The sequence below is a fragment of the Bartonella sp. OC16QHHD genome, from assembly GCF_042194035.1.
Taxonomy (GTDB): domain Bacteria; phylum Pseudomonadota; class Alphaproteobacteria; order Rhizobiales; family Rhizobiaceae; genus Bartonella.
Window position 1 is genome coordinate 37,160 of the sequence record NZ_JBHIMJ010000001.1, and the last position, 19,735, is coordinate 56,894.

At 38.5% G+C, this 19,735-nt stretch carries 19 protein-coding genes; 9 read left to right on the forward strand and 10 right to left on the reverse strand.

The window, feature by feature from the left end; all coding sequences use genetic code 11:
• The first annotated feature begins 89 nt into the window (after window positions 1–89).
• Window positions 90–1,343, forward strand: a complete 1,254-nt coding sequence (locus tag ACFIK1_RS00170) for a CCA tRNA nucleotidyltransferase (RefSeq protein WP_375634230.1) — start codon at window positions 90–92, stop codon at window positions 1,341–1,343.
• Between the two features lie 485 nt (window positions 1,344–1,828).
• Here ACFIK1_RS00170 and ACFIK1_RS00175 read toward each other — a convergent pair whose 3' ends face one another.
• Window positions 1,829–2,305 (reverse strand): tRNA (cytidine(34)-2'-O)-methyltransferase, encoded by a 477-nt coding sequence (locus tag ACFIK1_RS00175; protein WP_375661792.1) that lies wholly within the window; start codon window positions 2,303–2,305, stop codon window positions 1,829–1,831.
• Window positions 2,306–3,031: 726 nt separating this feature from the next.
• Between ACFIK1_RS00175 and petA the strand changes: the two genes are divergently transcribed.
• The 4 genes from petA to ACFIK1_RS00195 all read left to right on the forward strand — a co-directional run bounded on the left by petA (window position 3,032) and on the right by ACFIK1_RS00195 (window position 6,282).
• Entirely contained in the window at window positions 3,032–3,580 is a 549-nt protein-coding gene (gene petA / locus ACFIK1_RS00180) for a ubiquinol-cytochrome c reductase iron-sulfur subunit (RefSeq protein ID WP_375620691.1), read from the forward strand.
• Between the two features lie 4 nt (window positions 3,581–3,584).
• The gene (locus ACFIK1_RS00185) at window positions 3,585–4,841 is read left to right on the forward strand and encodes a cytochrome bc complex cytochrome b subunit (protein WP_375661793.1); all 1,257 of its coding nucleotides are present in this window, start codon (window positions 3,585–3,587) and stop codon (window positions 4,839–4,841) included.
• Window positions 4,835–5,731, forward strand: a complete 897-nt coding sequence (locus ACFIK1_RS00190) for a cytochrome c1 (protein ID WP_375661794.1) — start codon at window positions 4,835–4,837, stop codon at window positions 5,729–5,731. The genes ACFIK1_RS00185 and ACFIK1_RS00190 overlap by 7 nt, the downstream gene beginning before the upstream one ends.
• 110 nt (window positions 5,732–5,841) lie before the next feature.
• Window positions 5,842–6,282 carry a PRC-barrel domain-containing protein gene (locus ACFIK1_RS00195; RefSeq protein ID WP_375661795.1) on the forward strand — a complete coding sequence of 147 codons (441 nt, stop codon included), beginning with the start codon at window positions 5,842–5,844 and terminating at the stop codon, window positions 6,280–6,282.
• 159 nt (window positions 6,283–6,441) lie between these two features.
• Here ACFIK1_RS00195 and ychF read toward each other — a convergent pair whose 3' ends face one another.
• A complete protein-coding gene (gene ychF / locus ACFIK1_RS00200; protein ID WP_375661796.1) occupies window positions 6,442–7,545 on the reverse strand; it encodes a redox-regulated ATPase YchF in 1,104 nt (367 codons plus the stop codon).
• A 265-nt stretch (window positions 7,546–7,810) separates the two neighbouring features.
• On the opposite strand from ychF, the gene ACFIK1_RS00205 reads away from it, so the two are divergent.
• Window positions 7,811–8,554, forward strand: a complete 744-nt coding sequence (locus ACFIK1_RS00205; RefSeq protein WP_375634218.1) for a L,D-transpeptidase — start codon at window positions 7,811–7,813, stop codon at window positions 8,552–8,554.
• A gap of 193 nt (window positions 8,555–8,747) precedes the next feature.
• Here the strand turns inward: ACFIK1_RS00205 and pth are convergent, their stop codons facing one another.
• Both pth and ACFIK1_RS00215 read right to left on the reverse strand, forming a co-directional pair.
• A complete protein-coding gene (pth, locus tag ACFIK1_RS00210) occupies window positions 8,748–9,374 on the reverse strand; it encodes an aminoacyl-tRNA hydrolase (RefSeq protein WP_375634216.1) in 627 nt (208 codons plus the stop codon).
• A gap of 76 nt (window positions 9,375–9,450) precedes the next feature.
• A complete protein-coding gene (locus ACFIK1_RS00215) occupies window positions 9,451–10,080 on the reverse strand; it encodes a 50S ribosomal protein L25/general stress protein Ctc (RefSeq protein ID WP_375661797.1) in 630 nt (209 codons plus the stop codon).
• A gap of 292 nt (window positions 10,081–10,372) precedes the next feature.
• Here ACFIK1_RS00215 and ACFIK1_RS00220 point away from each other — a divergent pair, with 292 nt between their 5' ends.
• Complete coding sequence (locus tag ACFIK1_RS00220; RefSeq protein ID WP_375634214.1) at window positions 10,373–11,872, forward strand: helicase HerA domain-containing protein; 1,500 nt, start codon at window positions 10,373–10,375, stop codon at window positions 11,870–11,872.
• Here the strand turns inward: ACFIK1_RS00220 and ACFIK1_RS00225 are convergent.
• The 4 genes from ACFIK1_RS00225 to lgt form a co-directional block, all read right to left on the reverse strand.
• A complete protein-coding gene (locus tag ACFIK1_RS00225) occupies window positions 11,869–12,801 on the reverse strand; it encodes a ribose-phosphate pyrophosphokinase (RefSeq protein WP_375606345.1) in 933 nt (310 codons plus the stop codon). The genes ACFIK1_RS00220 and ACFIK1_RS00225 overlap by 4 nt on opposite strands.
• A 474-nt stretch (window positions 12,802–13,275) precedes the next feature.
• Window positions 13,276–14,067: a peptidoglycan editing factor PgeF gene (gene pgeF / locus ACFIK1_RS00230; protein WP_375661798.1), complete on the reverse strand. Its 792-nt coding sequence runs from the start codon at window positions 14,065–14,067 to the stop codon at window positions 13,276–13,278.
• Window positions 14,068–14,169: 102 nt separating this feature from the next.
• The gene (locus tag ACFIK1_RS00235; protein ID WP_375634210.1) at window positions 14,170–15,249 is read right to left on the reverse strand and encodes a class I SAM-dependent methyltransferase; all 1,080 of its coding nucleotides are present in this window, start codon (window positions 15,247–15,249) and stop codon (window positions 14,170–14,172) included.
• Complete coding sequence (gene lgt, locus ACFIK1_RS00240; RefSeq protein WP_375634208.1) at window positions 15,224–16,102, reverse strand: prolipoprotein diacylglyceryl transferase; 879 nt, start codon at window positions 16,100–16,102, stop codon at window positions 15,224–15,226. Before lgt ends, ACFIK1_RS00235 begins: the two co-directional genes overlap by 26 nt.
• A 305-nt stretch (window positions 16,103–16,407) precedes the next feature.
• Between lgt and ACFIK1_RS00245 the strand changes: the two genes are divergently transcribed.
• Window positions 16,408–16,653, forward strand: a complete 246-nt coding sequence (locus ACFIK1_RS00245; RefSeq protein ID WP_273791228.1) for an accessory factor UbiK family protein — start codon at window positions 16,408–16,410, stop codon at window positions 16,651–16,653.
• Window positions 16,654–17,055: 402 nt separating this feature from the next.
• Window positions 17,056–17,556 carry a YbjN domain-containing protein gene (locus ACFIK1_RS00250; RefSeq protein WP_375642836.1) on the forward strand — a complete coding sequence of 167 codons (501 nt, stop codon included), beginning with the start codon at window positions 17,056–17,058 and terminating at the stop codon, window positions 17,554–17,556.
• Window positions 17,557–17,601: 45 nt separating this feature from the next.
• Here the strand turns inward: ACFIK1_RS00250 and ACFIK1_RS00255 are convergent, their stop codons facing one another.
• Window positions 17,602–18,942 carry an ATP-binding protein gene (locus tag ACFIK1_RS00255; RefSeq protein WP_375661799.1) on the reverse strand — a complete coding sequence of 447 codons (1,341 nt, stop codon included), beginning with the start codon at window positions 18,940–18,942 and terminating at the stop codon, window positions 17,602–17,604.
• An 8-nt stretch (window positions 18,943–18,950) separates the two neighbouring features.
• Entirely contained in the window at window positions 18,951–19,655 is a 705-nt protein-coding gene (locus tag ACFIK1_RS00260; protein WP_375661800.1) for a response regulator, read from the reverse strand.
• Between the last annotated feature and the right edge of the window lie 80 nt (window positions 19,656–19,735).

Sequence of the window (19,735 nt, forward strand, 5' to 3'; positions counted from 1 at the left end):
AGACGTGCTTTATAAGGGATGTCTTAAAAAATTTGTTTTATGAAGAGAGTTTTTTAAAGCAATGAAGACAATTTTTGAAAGGTTAAAGGGTGAGTATAAGACAGAACTTCAAACAGGTTGCGTGGTTACAACAAAGTGATATCCAAACACTTCTTCGTGTTTTGTCTGTGGAGGGGGAAGAGGCGCGTATTGTAGGGGGAGCAGTGCGCAATCAACTGCTAGGGCAGCCTATTAGTGATATTGATATTGCAACAACCTGTTTGCCGCAACAGGTTATTGCACGTGTAGAAGAAGCAGGATTTAAAGCTATTCCTACAGGGATTGCTTTTGGTACAATAACAGTAGTTGCTCATTCATGTTCTTATGAGGTTACAACGCTTCGCTGCGATATTGAAACAGATGGTCGTCATGCAAAAGTGGCATTTGGTCGTGATTGGAAAAAAGATGCTGAACGGCGAGATTTTACGATAAATGCGCTTTATTGTGATGCTGCTGGCAACCTTTATGATGATGTGGGAGGTTTGAGTGATATTGCTAGCCGAACAGTTCGTTTTATTGGGGTTGCAGAAGATCGTATTGGCGAAGATTATTTGCGTATTTTACGGTTTTTTCGCTTTTTTGCGTGGTATGGAGCAGGGCGACCTGATGTGCAAGGATTGAAGGCATGTGTTCGTTTAAAACACGGTTTAAAAAAACTTTCTTCTGAACGTATTTGGGCAGAAATGAAAAAGCTTCTTGCGGCGTTTGATCCAACGCGTGCTCTTTTATGGATGCGACAAAGCAGAATTTTGCCACTCATTTTTCCTGAAACAGAACGATGGGGTATTGATGCAATTCACGCATTGGTGAAGACAGAACAGGCTCTTGGTTGGAAAGTTGATCCATTGTTACGGCTAGAAAGCCTTCTTCCTCCTGATCCCATGCGTCTTCATGAAATGGCACAGCGCTTGCGTTTTTCTCTTAAGGAAACAACGCGATTAAAAGAATGGGCAGAGTTAGAAATAATAAACCAAAACTGTTCTGATCATTTTGTGCAAAAACTGATTTATTTTCATGGACGACAGCCAGTTTTAGATCAATTATCGTTGTCTGTCGCTGCATCACATCTTGATCATCTGGAAAAAAGTGATGCTTTGCAAAAAGCAGAGGGTTATGTCAAGCTTTATCAATTTGCCAAAAAATGGCAAATTCCAACTTTTCCTATTAATGGTAACGATTTAATAAAGAAAGGTTTTACGAAAGGTGTACTTTTAGGAAAAAAGCTTAAAGAGCTAGAAATGATATGGATTGAAAGCGGATTTTTAATGGATCGTCATGCACTATTAGAAAAAATTGATTTATAATATTTCTGTTTATAAACTCACTGTTGTTTATATTTTTTAAGTCAACATATTAATTTATAATAATCATTATTCATGTGAAATAAGAGTTCACAATATTGTAAGGTTATTTCAAACCTGTTCATATTACATCAATCAAAGTTATTGCCTTACACGCCACAAGTGAGGAAAAATGATTACAGAGAGGAAAAATGTCTCTTATGAATCATCTCAAAGATAAGGATTCTCGAAAATGAGAACGAATAAAGAGAATAATGATAGCGGTTTGCACCTTGTATGACCATAAAGAGGGGGATGTTCACTGGATTTTTACTATGAGGAGTATTTAATCATTCATAGGTGGTGATATGAGGTGATATGAAATGGATGTGATGGGCACTAAGAAATGTTTATTTTACCAGCACTTAATTGTTGGAAAATGATAGGCATTATACGCTCTAACTGTTCTTTATATGTTGTATTATTGTTTTTCGTGATAATTTATGTTTTTATAGGTTACAGTTTCTTTCATGATAACCAATTTGGCGTAATGCTTCTCCTGTTGTTATGGCTACGCTCATGGCGAGATTTAGAGAGCGTGCCTGTGGTTGCATGGGAATTTTCAATGTGTAATCGGCCGCTTCATGAACATAATCGGGAACGCCAGCTGTTTCACGACCAAAAAGTAAAACATCATTTCTTTGATAGCATATCTGCGTATAGCATGTTTTTGCTTTTGTACTTAAAAGCAACAGGCGGCGTTTAAGGTGTTTCATGGAGCTTATAAAATGTTGCCAATCAATGTGTCGTTCTAAGGAAGCATATTCGAGATAATCCAATCCTGCGCGTTTGAGATTACGATCCGACAGATTAAAGCCTGCAGGTTCAATAATGTGCACATGTAAACCAAAGCAAGCGCTAAGACGTAAAATCGTTCCAGTATTACCAGCAATATCAGGTTGGAAAAGAGCTATATGAAGTGTCATGTTCTCTGTAATATGATTTTTCTTTCGACTTTGTAAAGAAGCACCACAATTTATTCGAAAAATATGCTTTGAGAAATACATGTTTTTTACGGTTCATTTTTATTCCCTTTAAATTTCAGGGAAAAAGTTATGTATACAGGTCTGTTTGGGATCAGAGAGAAGCTCCCTATTAGGGGCTTCATTTTATTGAGCAATCCATGAAATGAATTGGCTCATTATGTTGAAAAGTGGGATATTTAATGAGGTTAGATCATCAATTTTAATTAAAATCAACAAAATATGCTTTTTATGCAAAAACAGAAGCGAAAAAAATACTCATGCAACCAGTTGGAATTGAGGGAGGGAGAGATGCTGTAAATGTGTTAAAGAAATAACCGATAAGCTCAACTTGTTTACTGAGATATGGTCATAACAAGACTATGTTTCTTTCTTTAGAAGTGTTTATTTACATGCTATCTCTGATTTTCACGGGCGGGGGAGTAATTTTGATTGATTAATATGAATAGGTTTGAAATGAAAAAACCTTACGGTGTTTAGGGATTTCATTCACTCTGTAAAACGATGAATTATCATTATAAAACAGTTTTTTGTATAAACCATACAAATGGCAGGAGTTTTTTACGGGGATGTTTTTATGGTTGAGGTAACGGAGTGATCAAGCATTGTACAATGGGAGAGGGTATGGTAAAAGAATGTTTTAGCAAAGTGTCTCTTTAAGTTAAGTCCATGGGTGAGCAAACGAGGCGGGATTTTCTGTTTTTGGTAACAGCTGTTGCAGGAGCAGTTGGAATGGGAGCGGTTGTGTGGCCTTTTATCCGTCAGTTGCGTCCAGATGAAGCTGTTTTGGCATCTTCCTCTGTTGAGGTTGATCTGTCTGGTATTGAAGAGGGGATGTCGGTAACGGTAAAGTGGCGAGGACAGCCTGTTGTTATTCGAAATCGTACGGCAAAAGAAATTGCTGATGCGCGCGCTACTGAATTGAGACTTCTAAAAGATCGTCAAGCGCGCAATCCTAATCTTGAAGGTGAAAAGGAAGCAACAGATTTTGCGCGTTCAGCAGGTAAAGGACGTGAAAATTGGCTTATTGTTATTAATCTTTGTACGCATCTAGGCTGTGTAACACTTGGGCAATCGGGTAAATTTGGAGGATGGTTGTGCCCCTGTCATGGGTCTGTTTATGATACTGCTGGAAGAGTGCGGTCAGGTCCAGCTAACTATAATTTGACTATTCCACCTTACCAATTTCTTTCTGATACTTTGCTCAAAATAGGATAAAGTCATGATAAGGTTTCCTCCTTATTGTCCTAAAAGTGCTCTTGTCCGTTGGTTTGATAAGCGTTTTCCTCTTCCTCGTTTTTTTTATAATGCATTTGTGATTTTTCCTGTTCCACGTAATCTTAATTACTTTTACACATTTGGCGGTATTTTAACCATTATGCTTTTATCACAGCTCTTGACTGGTATTGTCTTGGCTATGCATTATGTTCCGGATATTCATTTGGCTTTTGAAACCAGTGAACGATTTCGGCGTGAAGGGCAGTTTGGTTGGCTTTTTCGTCCATGGCATTGTGTAGGCTCTTCGTTTTTTTTTATTGCTGTTTATATCCATTTGGCACGTGGACTTTATTATGGTTCTTATAAAAATATGCGAGAAATGGTATGGGTTACAGGTATTTTTATTTATATCATCATGATGGCAATAGCATTTTTTGGTTATGTGCTTGTTTGGGGGATGATGTCTATTTCAGCGGCTTCAGTGATTGCAGGGCTTTTAAAAACGATACCTTTGGTGGGGACATGGTTGCATGAGACACTTCTGGGTGGTTATGTCGTAGGACAACCAACGTTGAATCGTTTTTATGTTTTCCATTATGTTTTATCATTTGTTTTGCTTCTTTTTGTGGGGCTGCATATTTGGGCAATTCATTGTGTTGGGCAAGGCAATCCAACGGGTCTTGCTATACAATCAGATAAGGAAACAGTTCCATTTTCGCCTTATGCGCTTATCAAAGATATTTTTGCTATTACTGTTTTTCTCATCTTCTTTGCCTGGTTTTTGTTTTATATGCCCGATTATATGGGGCAGGCTGAAAATTATAGTGTGGCAGATCCTTTAAAGGCACCTCTTCGTGTGGTTCCAGAATGGTATTTTTTGCCTTTTTATGCGATGCTTCGTGCTATAACTTTTGATATCGGTATTTTCTCTTCAAACTTTGTTGGCTTTGTTTTATTCGTCAGTTCGATTTGCATTTTAATTTTTGTGCCATGGTTAGACCGCTCTAAAATATGTTCAGCAAGATATCGACCTGTTTATAAAATTTTCTTTTGGGCGTTGGTTATTGATGTCGTTTTTCTTGGTTGGTTGGGGTCAAGAGAAATAAGTGACAAAATTCTTTTATGGACACAATTGGCTACGGTTTATTATTTTATATTTTTTTTGGTTATTTTGCCGATTTTGCCAGCGTTTGAAAAAAATTGTTCTCTTCCTTCTTCAATTATGCAAGATTTAAAACAGAAAAAAAAGAGACTATGGTAAATGTTTTTGTCGGGCTGGTTGTTATTGTTGCTATGAGTTTTTCTGCTCAGAGTTTAGCGAGTGATGCCTCTGATCAGGAAGAGGGATTTATTTCTTTTCCTTTACAGGTTCCTAAAAAACAAGAATGGAGTTTTTCAGGTCCATTTGGGCTTTATGATAAGGCGCAATTGAGGCGTGGATTAAAGGTTTATAAACAAGTTTGTTCCAGCTGCCATGGGCTAAAATATGTGGCTTTTCGCAATTTAAAAGATCTTGGGTATGATCAAGAACAGATCAAAGCTTTGGCGGGGCAATATGAAGTGCGCGATGGTCCTAATCGAGAAGGAAAATTTTTTAAACGTGCTGGGGTTGCAACGGATTATTTTCCTTCTCCCTTTGCACATGAAGAAGAAGCAAGATTTGTTTTGAATAGTGCTTATCCTCCAGATTTGTCATTGATGGTACGTGCACGTAGTGTATCTTTGCCTTTTCCTGCTTTAATTACTGATGCGTTGACTCATTATGATACAGCTGGTCCAGATTATATTACAGCTCTTTTAACAGGATATCAGAAGGCACCGAAGGAGATAAAAATTGCGAATGGTTATTGGTATAATCCTTATTTTATTGCCGGTAATTCTTTAACTATGGCTCCTCCTTTGAGTGATGGTATGGTTGCTTATGAAGATGGAACCCCAGAAATTATTGAACATTATGCGCGCGATGTTTCTGCTTTTTTGATGTGGGCTGCCGATCCTCATATGGAAATTCGTAAAAAAACCGGTTTTCGTGTTATTTTATTTTTAATCATTTTTGCAGGGTTTGTTTATATTTTAAAAAATCGTATTTGGTGTGGTTTAGAAGAAGAATTAGAGAAAGAAATAAAAGACGAAATAAAGAGAAAAGGGTAAAGCGATAAGGCTCAAAAGAGTATAGAGTATAAAGAGCATAAGGAACAAATCTTTTTATGATGCATTGAGGTTTTATAAAGTAAAAGCAAAGTAAAAATGGAGATGTTAAAATGAAAAAAATTGCATGTACTACTCTTATATCAATTTTGATGGTTTCTAGTACTTATGCTCAGTCTTTTGAAGTGCCTTCAAAACCTGAAATGATCTCTTCGACGGGTATTGTACAGGTGGGGATAGATAAGTCTGTGCGTTATGTGACACCTTTAGCAACGGATTTTGTTGCTTCCAGTCTTATAGGCGCCAATGTATATAATATAGAAGATGAAAATATTGGTGAAGTAAAAGATATTATTTTACGTGAAAATAATATTGCAGGATTTGTTATTGCTGTTGGTGGTTTTCTTGGCATAGGCGAGAGTTATGTGGTCGTTTCTCCAGAAACAATCCAGATGACAAATGATTATGGTAAATGGAAACTCATTACAAATGCGACAAAAGATTCTTTAAAGAACGCTCCAACATTTAAATACGAAGGGCGTTGGACACGCTAATTTTATATTTCTATTCTTTAATGGATCAAGCTGTTGCTATCACAATCATATGCTAGCAACAGTTTTTTTGTTCTAAAAACTCTTGAGAATTTTTGCGACAAGATTCCAAGGAGCTATTACCAAAGTTTTCAAGATAAACTATTAAGACAGAGTGAAGATTTAAGTATTATGTTTAAATAACATGATATCGCCATCTTGCACAATGTATTCCTTTCCTTCATCGCGGGCTTTTCCTGCTTCCTTTGCACCGCTTTCTCCACCCAGAGCAATATAGTCATTATAGCTGATGGTTTGGGCACGAATGAAACCGCGCTCAAAATCTGAATGAATAACACCAGCTGCTTGGGGAGCTTTTGTACCACGCGTAATTGTCCATGCTCGTGTTTCCTTAGGCCCACAGGTGAAGTAAGTAATGAGATCAAGTAAATGGTAACCAGCGCGAATGAGGCGATTGAGACTCGGTTCAAAGAGTCCTAGAGCATTGAGATATTCTGATGCTTCAGCATCACTCAGTTGTGTAATTTCCGCTTCGATAGAAGCAGAAATGATAATGCTTTGCGCATTTTGCTCTGTTGCCATTTTTTCAACTGTTTGGGTAAAGCTATTTCCATGAGCGGCGTCATTTTCGCTTACATTACAAACATAAAGTACAGGCTTGGAGGTTAAAAGATTCAAACTCTTAAGAATGTGGTGTTCATCGGAAGAAATATCTTTGAGTAATAACCGGACAGGGTTTCCCTGTTGCAGTATGTTTAATGCTTTTTCCATAATAGGTAAAATTGTGAGAGCTTCTTTGTCTTTTCCGGTTGCTCGTTTACGGATTTGTATGATTCGTCTCTCAAGACTTTCAAGATCCGCAAGCATGAGTTCGGTTTCAACCGTTGTCGCATCACAAACAGGATCAATACGTCCCTCTACATGGGTAATATCTTCATTTTGAAAACAGCGTAAAACGTGGACAATGGCATCGACTTCGCGAATATTGGCTAAAAACTTGTTTCCTAAACCTTCACCTTTTGAAGCTCCTCGCACAAGCCCCGCAATATCGACGAAGTTAATGCGTGTAGGAATCATTTCTTTTGAACCAGCGATTGATGCAATTTTTTCCATTCGTAAATCTGGAACAGCAACTTCACCGGTATTGGGTTCAATGGTACAAAAAGGATAATTGGCAGCCTGTGCAGTGGCTGTTTTTGTTAATGCATTAAAAAGAGTTGATTTCCCGACATTAGGTAATCCGACAATACCGCATTTAAAGCCCATGAGAGTCTTTCTTTTCTATTGATTTTATGGTCAAGATAAAGCTTCCTTTTTATAGCATATTTTCAGAAGAGTTATAGTCCTTGTCTTGCGATAAGTGAGAAAAAAGTCTAAAGTAGTAGGTATCTACTTTTTTACCTTAGTTCTTCTTACCTTATTGTTCTCCTTAGTTACAAGGATAAGAAAACTTCGAATTAATGTTAATATTGTGCTAAGTTTTTCATGGTATGCAAATCTGCATAAATAATTAATCGGAGAAAATAGAAGAGTGTTATCTCGTTGTGCCTTTTTAATTGCAGCACTTTTGGCTTTGGCTGGATGTGCTACACGTCAGTCAGATATGTCATCGGTACCTTTTCAACAAGTTCGATACATTCCACCAGAAATACAGGCTTTGTATGGTCCTGTAACGAATGAGACCTATTCGTTACCTGCTGTTGATCTTGCGACAATTGATCCAAAATATTGGCGACAAGAGGTGATTTATTATACATCTTATGCGCCTGGAACATTGGTTATCGATACGCAAGAGTGTTTTCTTTACCTTATTGGTGAAAATGGAAAAGCTTTGCGTTATGGGATTGGTGTCGGTAAAGAAGGCCTAGCATTTGAAGGTGAGGGGGTTATACAGCGCAAGCGTCGGTGGCCAAATTGGGCTCCTACTGCAGCTATGATGGCTCGAGAACCAGAACGTTATGGTCATCTTGGGAAAGGAATGCCACCAGGGCCCGATAATCCATTAGGTGCGCGGGCACTTTATTTGTTCAAAAATGGGAAAGATACACTTTTCCGTATTCATGGCTCACACGAATCGTGGTCAATTGGGCGTGCTATTTCAAGTGGGTGTATCCGTTTGCTTAATCAAGATATTATCGATCTTTATGATCGTGTTCCCGTTGGTTCGCGTGTTGTGGTATTGCAAAACAATAGGAGTATTCCTACAGTTTATAATCAACAATCAAATGGTTACGATCCGCTACAGTCGACCATTCAGCCAAATGATTTTTTTTAATTTAGGGGAGAAGATTGGAGAGAGCCGTTTGAGTATTTTGGTTTGCTGTTCAATCTTCTCTTTCTCTCAAAAGAGAATAAAAGAGAATATAAGCCTTTCTTTTTCAAAGGTGTATACAAGCTTGTATTCTGTTCTATTTTCTAGCTTCTCACGTTGCCAACAGATTTTGCCTTAAGTTTATAAGAGGATTTTTTTAAGAGTTCTTATTCATATTCTTCACGCGACTGGGACACGCAAGCCAATGGTTCTGATTGTTTTTTATCGTTTGTGAAACTTCATTCATAAAGAGGGATTTATCATCTTTTATAAGGAGAGCGATATTTTTTGCGATTGTCTCTAAGAGAGGGGATAACCATTCTTGATCAGATTTGGTAAAATTTCCCAGGACATGCTGATGAACAAGTTCTTTGCTTCCAGGATGACCAATTCCTATGCGTATACGACAATAGTCAGTACCACAATGGGCATCAATAGACTTAATGCCATTATGCCCATTATTTCCTCCACCAATTTTTATACGAACTTTCCCCGGTGACAGGTCTAGCTCATCATAAATGATGATCAAATTCTTTAAATCTAATTTATAAAATCGCAAAGCTTCACCGATAGCTTGACCAGAAAGATTCATGAAAGTTTGTGGTTTTATAAGAAAAATTTTCTCATTATTTATGAAACCATTGGAGATTTCTGCTTGAAACTTCTTTGACCATGGAGAAAAAGAGAAGGACTGATAAATGGCATCAACAGCCATAAAACCGATATTATGGCGGTTATTTTGATATTGTAAACCAGGATTGCCAAGACCAGCAATAAGCCACATGTGTATCTTCAGTCAAAGTATGAGTAAGGGTAATGTCTCATAAATTAAGGCGGAAAAAATTCCCGCCTTTTGAGTTTTATAAAGTTTCCGTGTCTTCTTCATCATTTTTTTGTTCAGAAGTTTCATCGCTGACATCCATGCCAGCAGGAGCTGCAATGGTTGCAATGGTAAAGTCTCGATCTTGGATGATGGGAGTCACATCTTTTGGCAGTTGCACTGCTGAAATGTGAATAGAATCACCAATAGAGTAGCTGGAGAGATCAATTTCAATAGCTTCAGGAATAGCACTTGCTGGAGCTGTACATTCAATTTCGTGCCGAACAATATTGAGGACACCACCCTTTTTAAGTCCAGGTGCCGTATCTTCATTGAGGAAGTGGACAGGAATATTCACTTCTACAACGGATTTTGCTGAGATGCGCAAAAAGTCTACATGGAGGGGAAAGTCACGCACGGGATCTAATTGATAATCTTTTGGCAAAACCATAATTTTTTGCTTGTCAAGAATAATCGTTGCAATGGTGGTACGAAAGCCACCGCCATGAATTTTGTAGAAAATTTCTTTATAGGGAACTGTTATTGCCAAGGGTGGTTGTTTTTCACCATAAATGACAGCAGGAATAAGACCGTTGCGGCGAAGTTCACGGGAGGACCCCTTACCAACCCGCTCGCGTTTTTCGGCCTTAAGAGTGTAGCTTTTGCTCATAATTTAAGTCCTTTTTACATGATTGGAGATCCTTCAAAAACAGTAATAGTTTTTGCATGGATATGAAGATATGCGCTAACCAACAGCGATCACTCCATTCTGCGTTGCCTCCAAGGGTGTCTACGCAGAAGTTTGTTCTATAGTTCAAACTATTCATAGATGCAAGAGTTGTGGGAAAAATCGATGATTTCTACCGTTAAAAAGGAGGAAATGTTACAAATTACGGTGTGGATGGAGAATCAACCAATATGTGCTGGCGCTGATATGTTCAAAATCAAACACTGGAGATGTTATGAAGGTTGAGATTGCCTTGGGTGAGATGTCAGAGAGTCGTGCTTTGCATAAATCGATGCCAGCACTTCTTGACTTGGAAGAATTATTGGCGACACGTCTTCTTGTACAAGGTAATTCCGGTTCAGGAAAATCACATCTTTTACGCCGTCTTTTGGAGCAAAGTGCTAAGTGGGTGCAGCATTGTGTAATTGATCCAGAAGGCGATTTTGTAACTTTGGCAGATAAATTTGGTCATGTTATTGTAGAGGCTCAACGTAGTGAATTAGAGTTGACTCGTATTGCCCATCGCATTCGACAACATCGAGTTTCAGTGGTATTTAATCTTGAAGGCTTGGATACTGAACAACAGATGCGTGCTGTAGGGGCTTTCCTTGGGGCACTGTTTGATGTGGAACGTGATTATTGGTATCCTATGCTTGTCGTTGTCGATGAAGCACAATTGTTTGCTCCAACTGCAGCAGGAGAAGTTTCTGATGAAGCGCGTAAAATTTCTTTGAGCGCTATGACCAATCTTATGTGTCGAGGACGTAAACGTGGTCTTGCTGGTGTTATTGCGACACAACGTTTGGCTAAGCTTGCCAAAAATGTTGCTGCGGAAGCTTCAAACTTTTTAATAGGGCGGACTTTTTTAGATATTGATATGGTGCGCGCTGCTGATCTCTTGGGAATGGAGCGTCGCCAAGCGGAAATGTTTAGAGATCTTGAACGGGGAAATTTTATAGCTTTAGGCCCTGCTTTATCACGACGTCCCTTACCAATCATTATCGGTTCTGTTGAAACTTTGGCACGCTCTTCTAGTCCTAAATTAATGCCACTTCCAACAGAGCGGGATGATGTACAAGAGCTCGTTTTTACTGCTTCACCAGAGGAAATTTTAACGCCATTTAAACAAACACGAGAGCCGATGAGGGAAAAGTCAATGCACGAGATGTTAGAGGAGGTAGTGCATAAAAAACAAGAGTTGTTGGAAGAAAACCCGAGTTTATTTCCTGAACTTTCTGATGTTGAGCGTGACGGCCAAGCAGAACATATTATTCGGGAGATTCTTGAGGATTCTGAGGCTTTTTATCGTTCAACAGCGGTGCTTTATCAAGATTTTTCAGTTCGTTGCCGTATCCATGGGATGTCAAAGGTTCCTTTTAATCTTTCACAATTTCGGCGTAAATTGGCTATTGCTCAGGCTTTTGTTGATGAACAAACGGCTGTCAGTGAACATTGGAAACATATTTTGCAGATATCAGAAAGTTTGGAAGAAGATGTTCAAGGAGTCTTCTTGAACGTGGCACAGGCCGCATTAGGGGGGAAATCATGTCCATCTGATGCATTTTTAGCACGTCTTTATGGGACTCATTCTTTAAGCCGTGTACGCCGACTTTTAACCTACTTTGAAGAGCGTGGACTTATTGTTATTCACACGCATTTTAGTGGTCGACGTATTGTTGCATTTCCTGATCTTGGTGTTGAAACAGCACCAGGAGACCCCAAGGAACCACTTTAACCAAATAAGCTGGAAACCGATTGTTCTGCTGCTGTCCTTGCTATTGCTTCTCCCATAAGGTCGGCAATGGGCAAAACACGAATATTATGGGTTTTCTCAATAGCTTGTGTTGGCATAATTGAATCTGTAATAACCAATTCTTTCATCTCTGAATTGGCAATTCGCTCGATTGCATTACCAGAAAGAACACCGTGCGTGATATAAGCCGTGACACTATTGGCACCATGTTTAAGCAGAGCACTTGCTGCATTGCATAAAGTTCCACCTGAATCAACAATATCATCAAGCAAAAGGCAATCTTTTCCCGATACATCTCCAATGATATTCATAACTTCTGATTCACCGGGGCTTTCGCGACGTTTATCCACAATAGCGAGCAAACTGTTCAAGCGCTTGGCGAGTGCGCGCGCACGCACCACACCACCCACATCAGGTGAAACAACGATAACATTTTCAAGAGAATAATGCACTTTGACATCGCGAGAAATGACAGGAACAGCATAGAGATTATCCGTAGGGATATCAAAAAAACCTTGAATTTGTCCTGCATGAAGGTCCAATGTTAAAACACGATGGGCCCCTGCTTCCGTAATTAGGTTGGCAACAAGTTTTGCAGAAATAGGAGTCCGTGGTCCTGGTTTTCTATCTTGGCGGGCATAGCCAAAATAGGGGATAACAGCTGTAATACGACGCGCAGAAGAACGACGAAGGGCATCAATCATGATGAGTAATTCCATCAAATGATCATTTGCGGGATAGGATGTAGATTGCAAAACAAAAACATCTTGTCCACGTACATTTTCATGCAGTTCTACGAAAATTTCTTGATCAGCAAAGCGCTTTACAGTTGCTTTGCCTAAGGGGATGTTCAAATAATTTGCAACATCTTCAGCTAGGCGTGGATTAGAATTTCCGCAGAAAAGTTTCATAGTAGAACCTCTGAATCATCATGGTGGGAATGCGACACGGTTTTTAATTTCTTTTTATTAAATTGCAAGAGAACAATTACAAAAGCCTTACAATTTTATTGATTATTATTAAAGAGCTATGCAGTATGTTTTCTCTTTTTCCAAAAGTTTGTTACTTTTAGAGCAAAGTTTTTTCTCCATGCGGCAAAGAAATACATATTGATTAAGCTTTTTAGTTATTACTTTATAAAAATACTTTCAATATGGGGAATGTTTCATATTTAAGATGAATGAAGGGGAGTAATAAAAAGAAGTATCATCTTGCCTTCAATCATTATAACCAAGCATTGAAAATGATCATAGCGAAGGCTATCATATTTTATGGGCTGGTAGATAATTTCGTGAAAAAAGCAAAGTACAATGGGATTTATTTTTTCATTTGGGTAAAAAGTTTAGTTTTGCAGTTTTGGTATTGTTCTCAAGCATAAAAGGGGCTCATCTTTTGTTTTTCAGCATAATAGCAGAAATTTGCCGTCCGTAATCGGGTTCGTTGCGGTGTATTGCACGGCGATAGGAGAAAAAACGCTGTTCATCTTGATAGGTACAAAGCTCTACACAAGAAGCATTAACACCTGCTTCTTTGAGTTGATTTATAATAAATGCCCATAGATTAAAATAAAAGCGATTTATTTTGTCTGTTTTTAAAAAATATTTTTGGTATTTGCTGTGGTAATCAATAAATTGGTCGTAAAATTCATTTGTTACTTCATAGTGATAAGGGCCAATACAAGGTCCCAGGACTGCTGTTATTGATTGTCTTTTGGCTCCTTGTTTTTCCATAACAGCAATTGTTTTCTCGATAATTCCATTTAAGCTTCCACGCCAGCCAGCATGAGTTGCAGCGATGACTCTAGCTTGTGGATCAGCAAACAGAATGGGTCCGCAATCTGCTGTAAGAACCCCAATAACGAGTTCTGGGGTGGTTGTAACCAGAGCATCAGCTTGAGGAGGTGCACCGATAGTTGCTTGATGAGCTACGACAACGTTACAGGAATGTATTTGATTAACTGTGACTAAATTTTGCGCTTCAATAGAAAAATAATTGGCAATCAAAAGACGATTCTGTACAATATATTCAAGTTGATCATTTGAACCTTTCCCAACATTAAGACTATGATAAAGATTTTTTGAAACACCACCTTGACGTGTAAAAAATCCATGTTTTATTCCATGGGTGTGTAAAGTAGAAAGATTTTTTGCAAGAATGGGATGAGGGATAGATTTCATAAAAGTTCCTTATGGAGATTATTTAAAGTGAGGATGGAGATGTTCATATTTGTCAATGAATATTTCAGATAATGATGTGTTTATTGACAAAAGCGCCGATCACTAAAATTGGGGAGGTATGGAGATATTTTTATCACTGAAATGTAAAACTTTAAATAATTTTCCCATCTGATCTGGACCAGCGAGCCGTTCGATGTCTTGGCGGATTTTGTCTTGCAAAGGAGCACTTTTGCCAACTCCAAGCTGGTTTGCGCGCTCCAGTAGCCCCATTTTAAAAAGAAATTCTCCTTGCTCTAAGATTTCAGCAAAACAGCCCTGTTCAAGAGCTATGTTTTTTAAAAAAGAAAAATCAACATGGGATGTTAAATCATGTTCACCAGGGGCATCAAAAACATCACGAAATCTATGTTTTGAGAGTGCTTGCAAGGTATCGCCAAAGGCAAGCTCACAAGCACCATAGTCGATAAGTAAAGCAGAACCCGTCACTTGCACTAAATGGTGGCTGATTTGTTGCATGAATTGATGCCGTAAGGGGGCATGTTCAAAAATTGTTCCGTCAGGCACTTTAGAACAATAGGTTTGTAGACAAGAAGAGGGAAGTTTATGCGGGGCAGCAATAAAGATGAAATCTCCATTTTGATTGACTGTAATGCGGCGCTCTTTCCATTCTCCATTGATTTTAATATATTGGTTGATAGGGAGTGTATCGAGAAATTCATTAGCAATGAGGAAGAGAGGTTTTGAAGGAATTTGATTAAAATTTTCAATGCTATGGATTTGTTTTTGATAAGAGCAAAGGCGCTTTTTTTGTTCTTTTGCAAGTTTTTTGCTTATTTCGATCAGAAAAATTTCAGCAGCATTAAATGCTCTTGTAGAAAGCTTTTGGATAGTTCGCAAAATGTCATCCATCAAAGTTCCACGTCCTGGACCTATCTCAGCGAGGATAAAAGGATGAGGATAACCTTGAGCTTTCCAGCTTGCAAGAGTCCAAATGCCAATCATTTCTCCAAATAATTGGCTTATTTCAGGTGCTGTAATGAAATCACCAGCACGTCCGAAAGGTGTTTGTGTTTGATAATAACCAAATTGAGGATCTGTAAGTGCCAACGTCATATATTGGCTAACAGTGATTGGTCCATTAAGGACAATAATTTCTTTAATTTTTTCTTTGAGATTGGCCATTTTCTGTCGGTTTATATTTAAAGGCGTGGAGAAGAAGATAAAACCCTACAAGAAGCATGGGAAGAGATAAAGCCATGCCATAGGTAAAACCAGTAGAATGGAAAAGAGTCGAAAACCATTCTGGATCTTCTTGAGGCGCACGGTAAATTTCAGAAATACTGCGTGTTACTGCGTAGCCTATAATAAATGTTCCTGATACAGTACCGGGACGTTTTAATGCTTTGAACCCAAAAATAAGAAGACACAGGATGATGAAGAGAAGAAATCCTTCCATAAATGCTTCGTAAAGCTGGCTTGGATGGCGCGGTAAATAGTAAGGATCGAGAGGAAAACAAACAGCCCAAGGACGTGTAGTAATATTACCCCATAATTCTTGGTTAATGAAGTTGCAGATTCGTACAATGCCGATACCAATAGGAGCACCTGCAGCAATGATATCAAACATGGCTCGTATGTTAATATGATTTTTACGGGCAAACCAGATCATAGCAATGATAATACCAATAAGTCCGCCATGAAAGGACATTCCCCCATCCCATACGGCAATAATAGCACTTGGATGATTAAAATAGTAAATGGGATCCCATACCAGAACTTGTCCTAAACGCCCTCCGACAACAACACTTATGGCAGACCAGACAACAAAATCTCCGATCTTTTCTTTATCCATAGGAGGATAGTTTCTATACCATAGAGATGTTTCTTTTAATAATTTTTGCGCATACCACCAAGCAAAAAGAATACCCAGAACGTAACCAAGTCCATACCAATGAAGTGTTATGGGACCTAGCTGGATAATAACAGGATCAAGAAAAGACGGAAAAGCAATGGCTGGGCAAGACAAATTGTTCATGAGTTAAGCATCTTACATTATACGAGATGAATATGAAGTGACTCTGATAGTCAGAAATGACAGATGAATACACAATGGTCAAGTCAGTAGGGAGGCTAGTCAGAAAGGGGGGTAGATTTCCACTGATTTATCGCGGTAAAAAATATGGTGATAAAAGGAATATTAAAAAATCTTAAACAAAATCATTATGAAAAATCTGCACAGTATGTAAAATATAGAGTAAAAGGAACAAATTACAGTATCTAAATGTTATGAGAATACGCTATAATGTGCGCGTCAATAATTAAAATTTAAGGAAAAAGGTTATGCGTAATGGATCAAATCGTATTCTTGATGAATTAGCAAAATTAGCAACGGATGCTGCTGACGTTGCGCAAGGCATACGACGTGAAGCTGGAACAGCTTTTCGTGTGCAGGCTGAAAAGATAGCAAACAAACTTGATCTTGTTTCTCGCGAAGAGTTTGAGACTTTTAAGGAGATGGTGCTGAAAATCCATGCTGATAACGCTGATTTGAAAAGACGCCTTGATGATTTAAAAAAAGATGATTAAAAAAACGCAGACACAAAAAAGTAAAATAGTTTAAAAAAAAGAATCTTCAAAAAAATATCCCCAATTTTTCAATATGATGCGTGAAACTAAAAAATGCTTAATCTTGAGTCTGTTAGAGCGGAGCATTTGTTTATTTTTAATTTTTTTGGGGGTAAAATACATTTTTTTGAATCAGGGGGGCTGGCGCTATGAAATTGTATCAATACACTGAAAAGACTTGATGATTCGTTTTATGACTATCAGGTTGCCCTAAACAGCGCGATTGTGTTCTGGGTGTTTGTGTACTGTCGATGTTTTTATGTGTATTTGTTTGGTGTAAAGGTTCTGATTGTAGCAAAATATTGTTACAGTTTAGACGGTTTATATTCTGTTGACAATGTTTTAAGATGATTGAGGATTGTGATGAGGCTTGCATTTTGCGCCACAGAAAGAAAAGAGCACCCTGTTGACTTTATCGAACAGATTGCCTGTGAATATGATTGGTCGTTTGAGCGGGATGCAGAAGATGAAATTAGCGTTTGTGTGGAAGGAAAACGCGCAAACTATCGTCTTGCTTTTTCATGGATGGAAGAGCATGAAGCACTTCATTTAGCTTGTTCGTTTGATCTTTCTATTAAAAATGCTCGAACAGCTGAAATACAGCGCTTATTGCTAGCAATTAATGAAAAGTTGTTGTTGGGACATTTTGATTACTGGCAAAGGAATAATTCAGTTATTTATCGACAAGGTCTTCTTTTGGCTGGTGGGATGCATCCATCTCATATACAGGTTGAAACATTATTGATACATGCACTTAAAGCCTGTGAAAGCCATTATGTTGCATTTCAGATGGTTGCTTTGTCGGGAGAAAGTGCTTACAAGGCACTGCAGTACACTTTGTTTGAAACTGTAGGGAATGCCTAAAATATACAGTTTGTTATTTTTACAGACGGTTTGCTGAAATATTGCTCATAGGGGGATATCAAGAATAGCGCGCAATCCCCCGAATGGGCTCTCATCTAATTGTATATTGCCACCATGGCTGCGTGCTATGTCTTGAGCAATAGAAAGACCAAGCCCTGTTCCACTTGCATCTTGATTTCGCGCTTTATCAAGTCGAAAGAATGGCTTAAAAACTTCTGTGCGCATATTTTTATGAATTCCAGGTCCATTATCATCGATTATCAATATAAAAGATTCTTGTTGAGAGTTAGCGGTTAGTTTAACGGTCGTGCCGTAACAAAATGCATTTGATACAAGATTGCTGACCAAGCGTGTAAAAGCACGGGGACGTACTTGTATTTCTGTAGGACCTTCAATAGTGTAAGAAAATTGACGTTTGTGAAGATGAGCATCGGCGGAGAATTTTTTCATAAGAGCATTTAAATCAAAAGTCTTGACACTTTCACTTCCTTCACCACGAGCAAAAGCAAGATAATCTTCTAACATATTTTGCATGTCACTTACATCTTGCTCAAGCGGTTTAATATCAAAGCCAGTATTTGCTAATGCTAGCTGAAGTTTAAAACGTGTAAGAATGGTTCTTAAATCATGACTTACTCCTGAGAGCATCATGGTGCGTTGTTCGATTTGGCGTTCAATACGTTCTCGCATACGTAAAAAAGCGATGCCTGCACGACGGACTTCATCAGCTCCTTGTGGTTGAAATCCTTTTGGTAAAGGACGACCGCGTCCAAAGCTTTCTGCTGCTTCAGCCAATTGTTGAATCGGTTTGATTTGATTGCGTAAAAAGTAAATTGCTATCAGCAATAAAACAAGAGCTGTTCCTACCATCCAGCTTAAAAAAATAGCAGTATTGGAAGCATAGGCTTGGCTGCGTGGAGCAAAGACGCGTAAGATGTTGTGACCAAGGTGGATACGGATTTCAACAAGATCAGAATCTCCTACGGTATCAATCCAGAAGGGACGGTTAATTTGGCGGGTGATTTCTTCACTTAAAAAATAGTCAAGAATTGCAAAAAATGGCTTAGGTCCTGGAGGGGGTAAGGAGGTAGGAGATAGAATAGAAATATTTAATCCCATACGTTGTTGTGCAATACGCTTGATATCTTCATAGTTATCTTGTTGGGGATATGTTTCAAGAATATCAATAATGGCTGAAATATCATGCACGACAGCCGTTGAAAGACGCTCGGTTACCATTTGCCAATGGCGTTCCATAAAGACATAAGCAATGACCGTTTGCAGAAGCACCATGGGAGCGATGATAATGATCAAAGAGCGAGCATAAAGCCGTTTAGGCATTTTTTTCGTTAACCATCGAAGAAAAAATCTTAAAGGTTTGATCATTCTTGTGCCTATTCAATAGAGAGTTTATACCCTATTCCTCGCACGGTTTGGAGCCATATAGGCAGTGCTGGGTTTTTTTCGATTTTACGACGAAGGCGGTTGATCTGCACATCAATGGCACGTTCACTTATATTGCTGTCATCGGTCGCGAATTTATGGCGCGGAATTGTATCGCCTGCATTTTCGGCAAACATGACCATCATTTCTTGTTCTTTATCTGTTAATTTAATAATTTCTCCTCCTTTTTTGAGTTCGCGTCGTGAAATTGAAAATATATAAGGACCAAAAACTATTTGCTCAATTTTGGGTTGGTGAGGGGGAAAAGCACGTCGTAAAATGGCGTTGATGCGAAGGAGAAGTTCACGAGGGTCAAACGGCTTAGCCAGATAATCATCTGCCCCTGCTTCTAATCCACGGATACGATTGTCTATTTCTGATAAAGCTGTTAACATGAAGATAGGGACATCTTTTGTTTGGCGGAGTGAATGAGTGAGATCAATACCGTTTTCGCCAGGCATCATGACATCAACAATAAGAAGATCAAAATCTAAACTTGCCAACAGTCGTCTTGCTTCATTCGCATTGGCTGAAACTGAAACACGAAATCCATTTTTAATGAGAAACTGAAATAAAAGATTGCGAATACGTGTATCGTCATCAATCACAAGAAGGTGAGGGGCATCGTCACACAAAACTTGAACGTGATTGCTCATTCTTAAAAAAAACCTTGATAAAAATTTAGTTTACACAAAATGCAAGTTTACATAAGTTGTATAAAGCTGTCGAGCAGCAC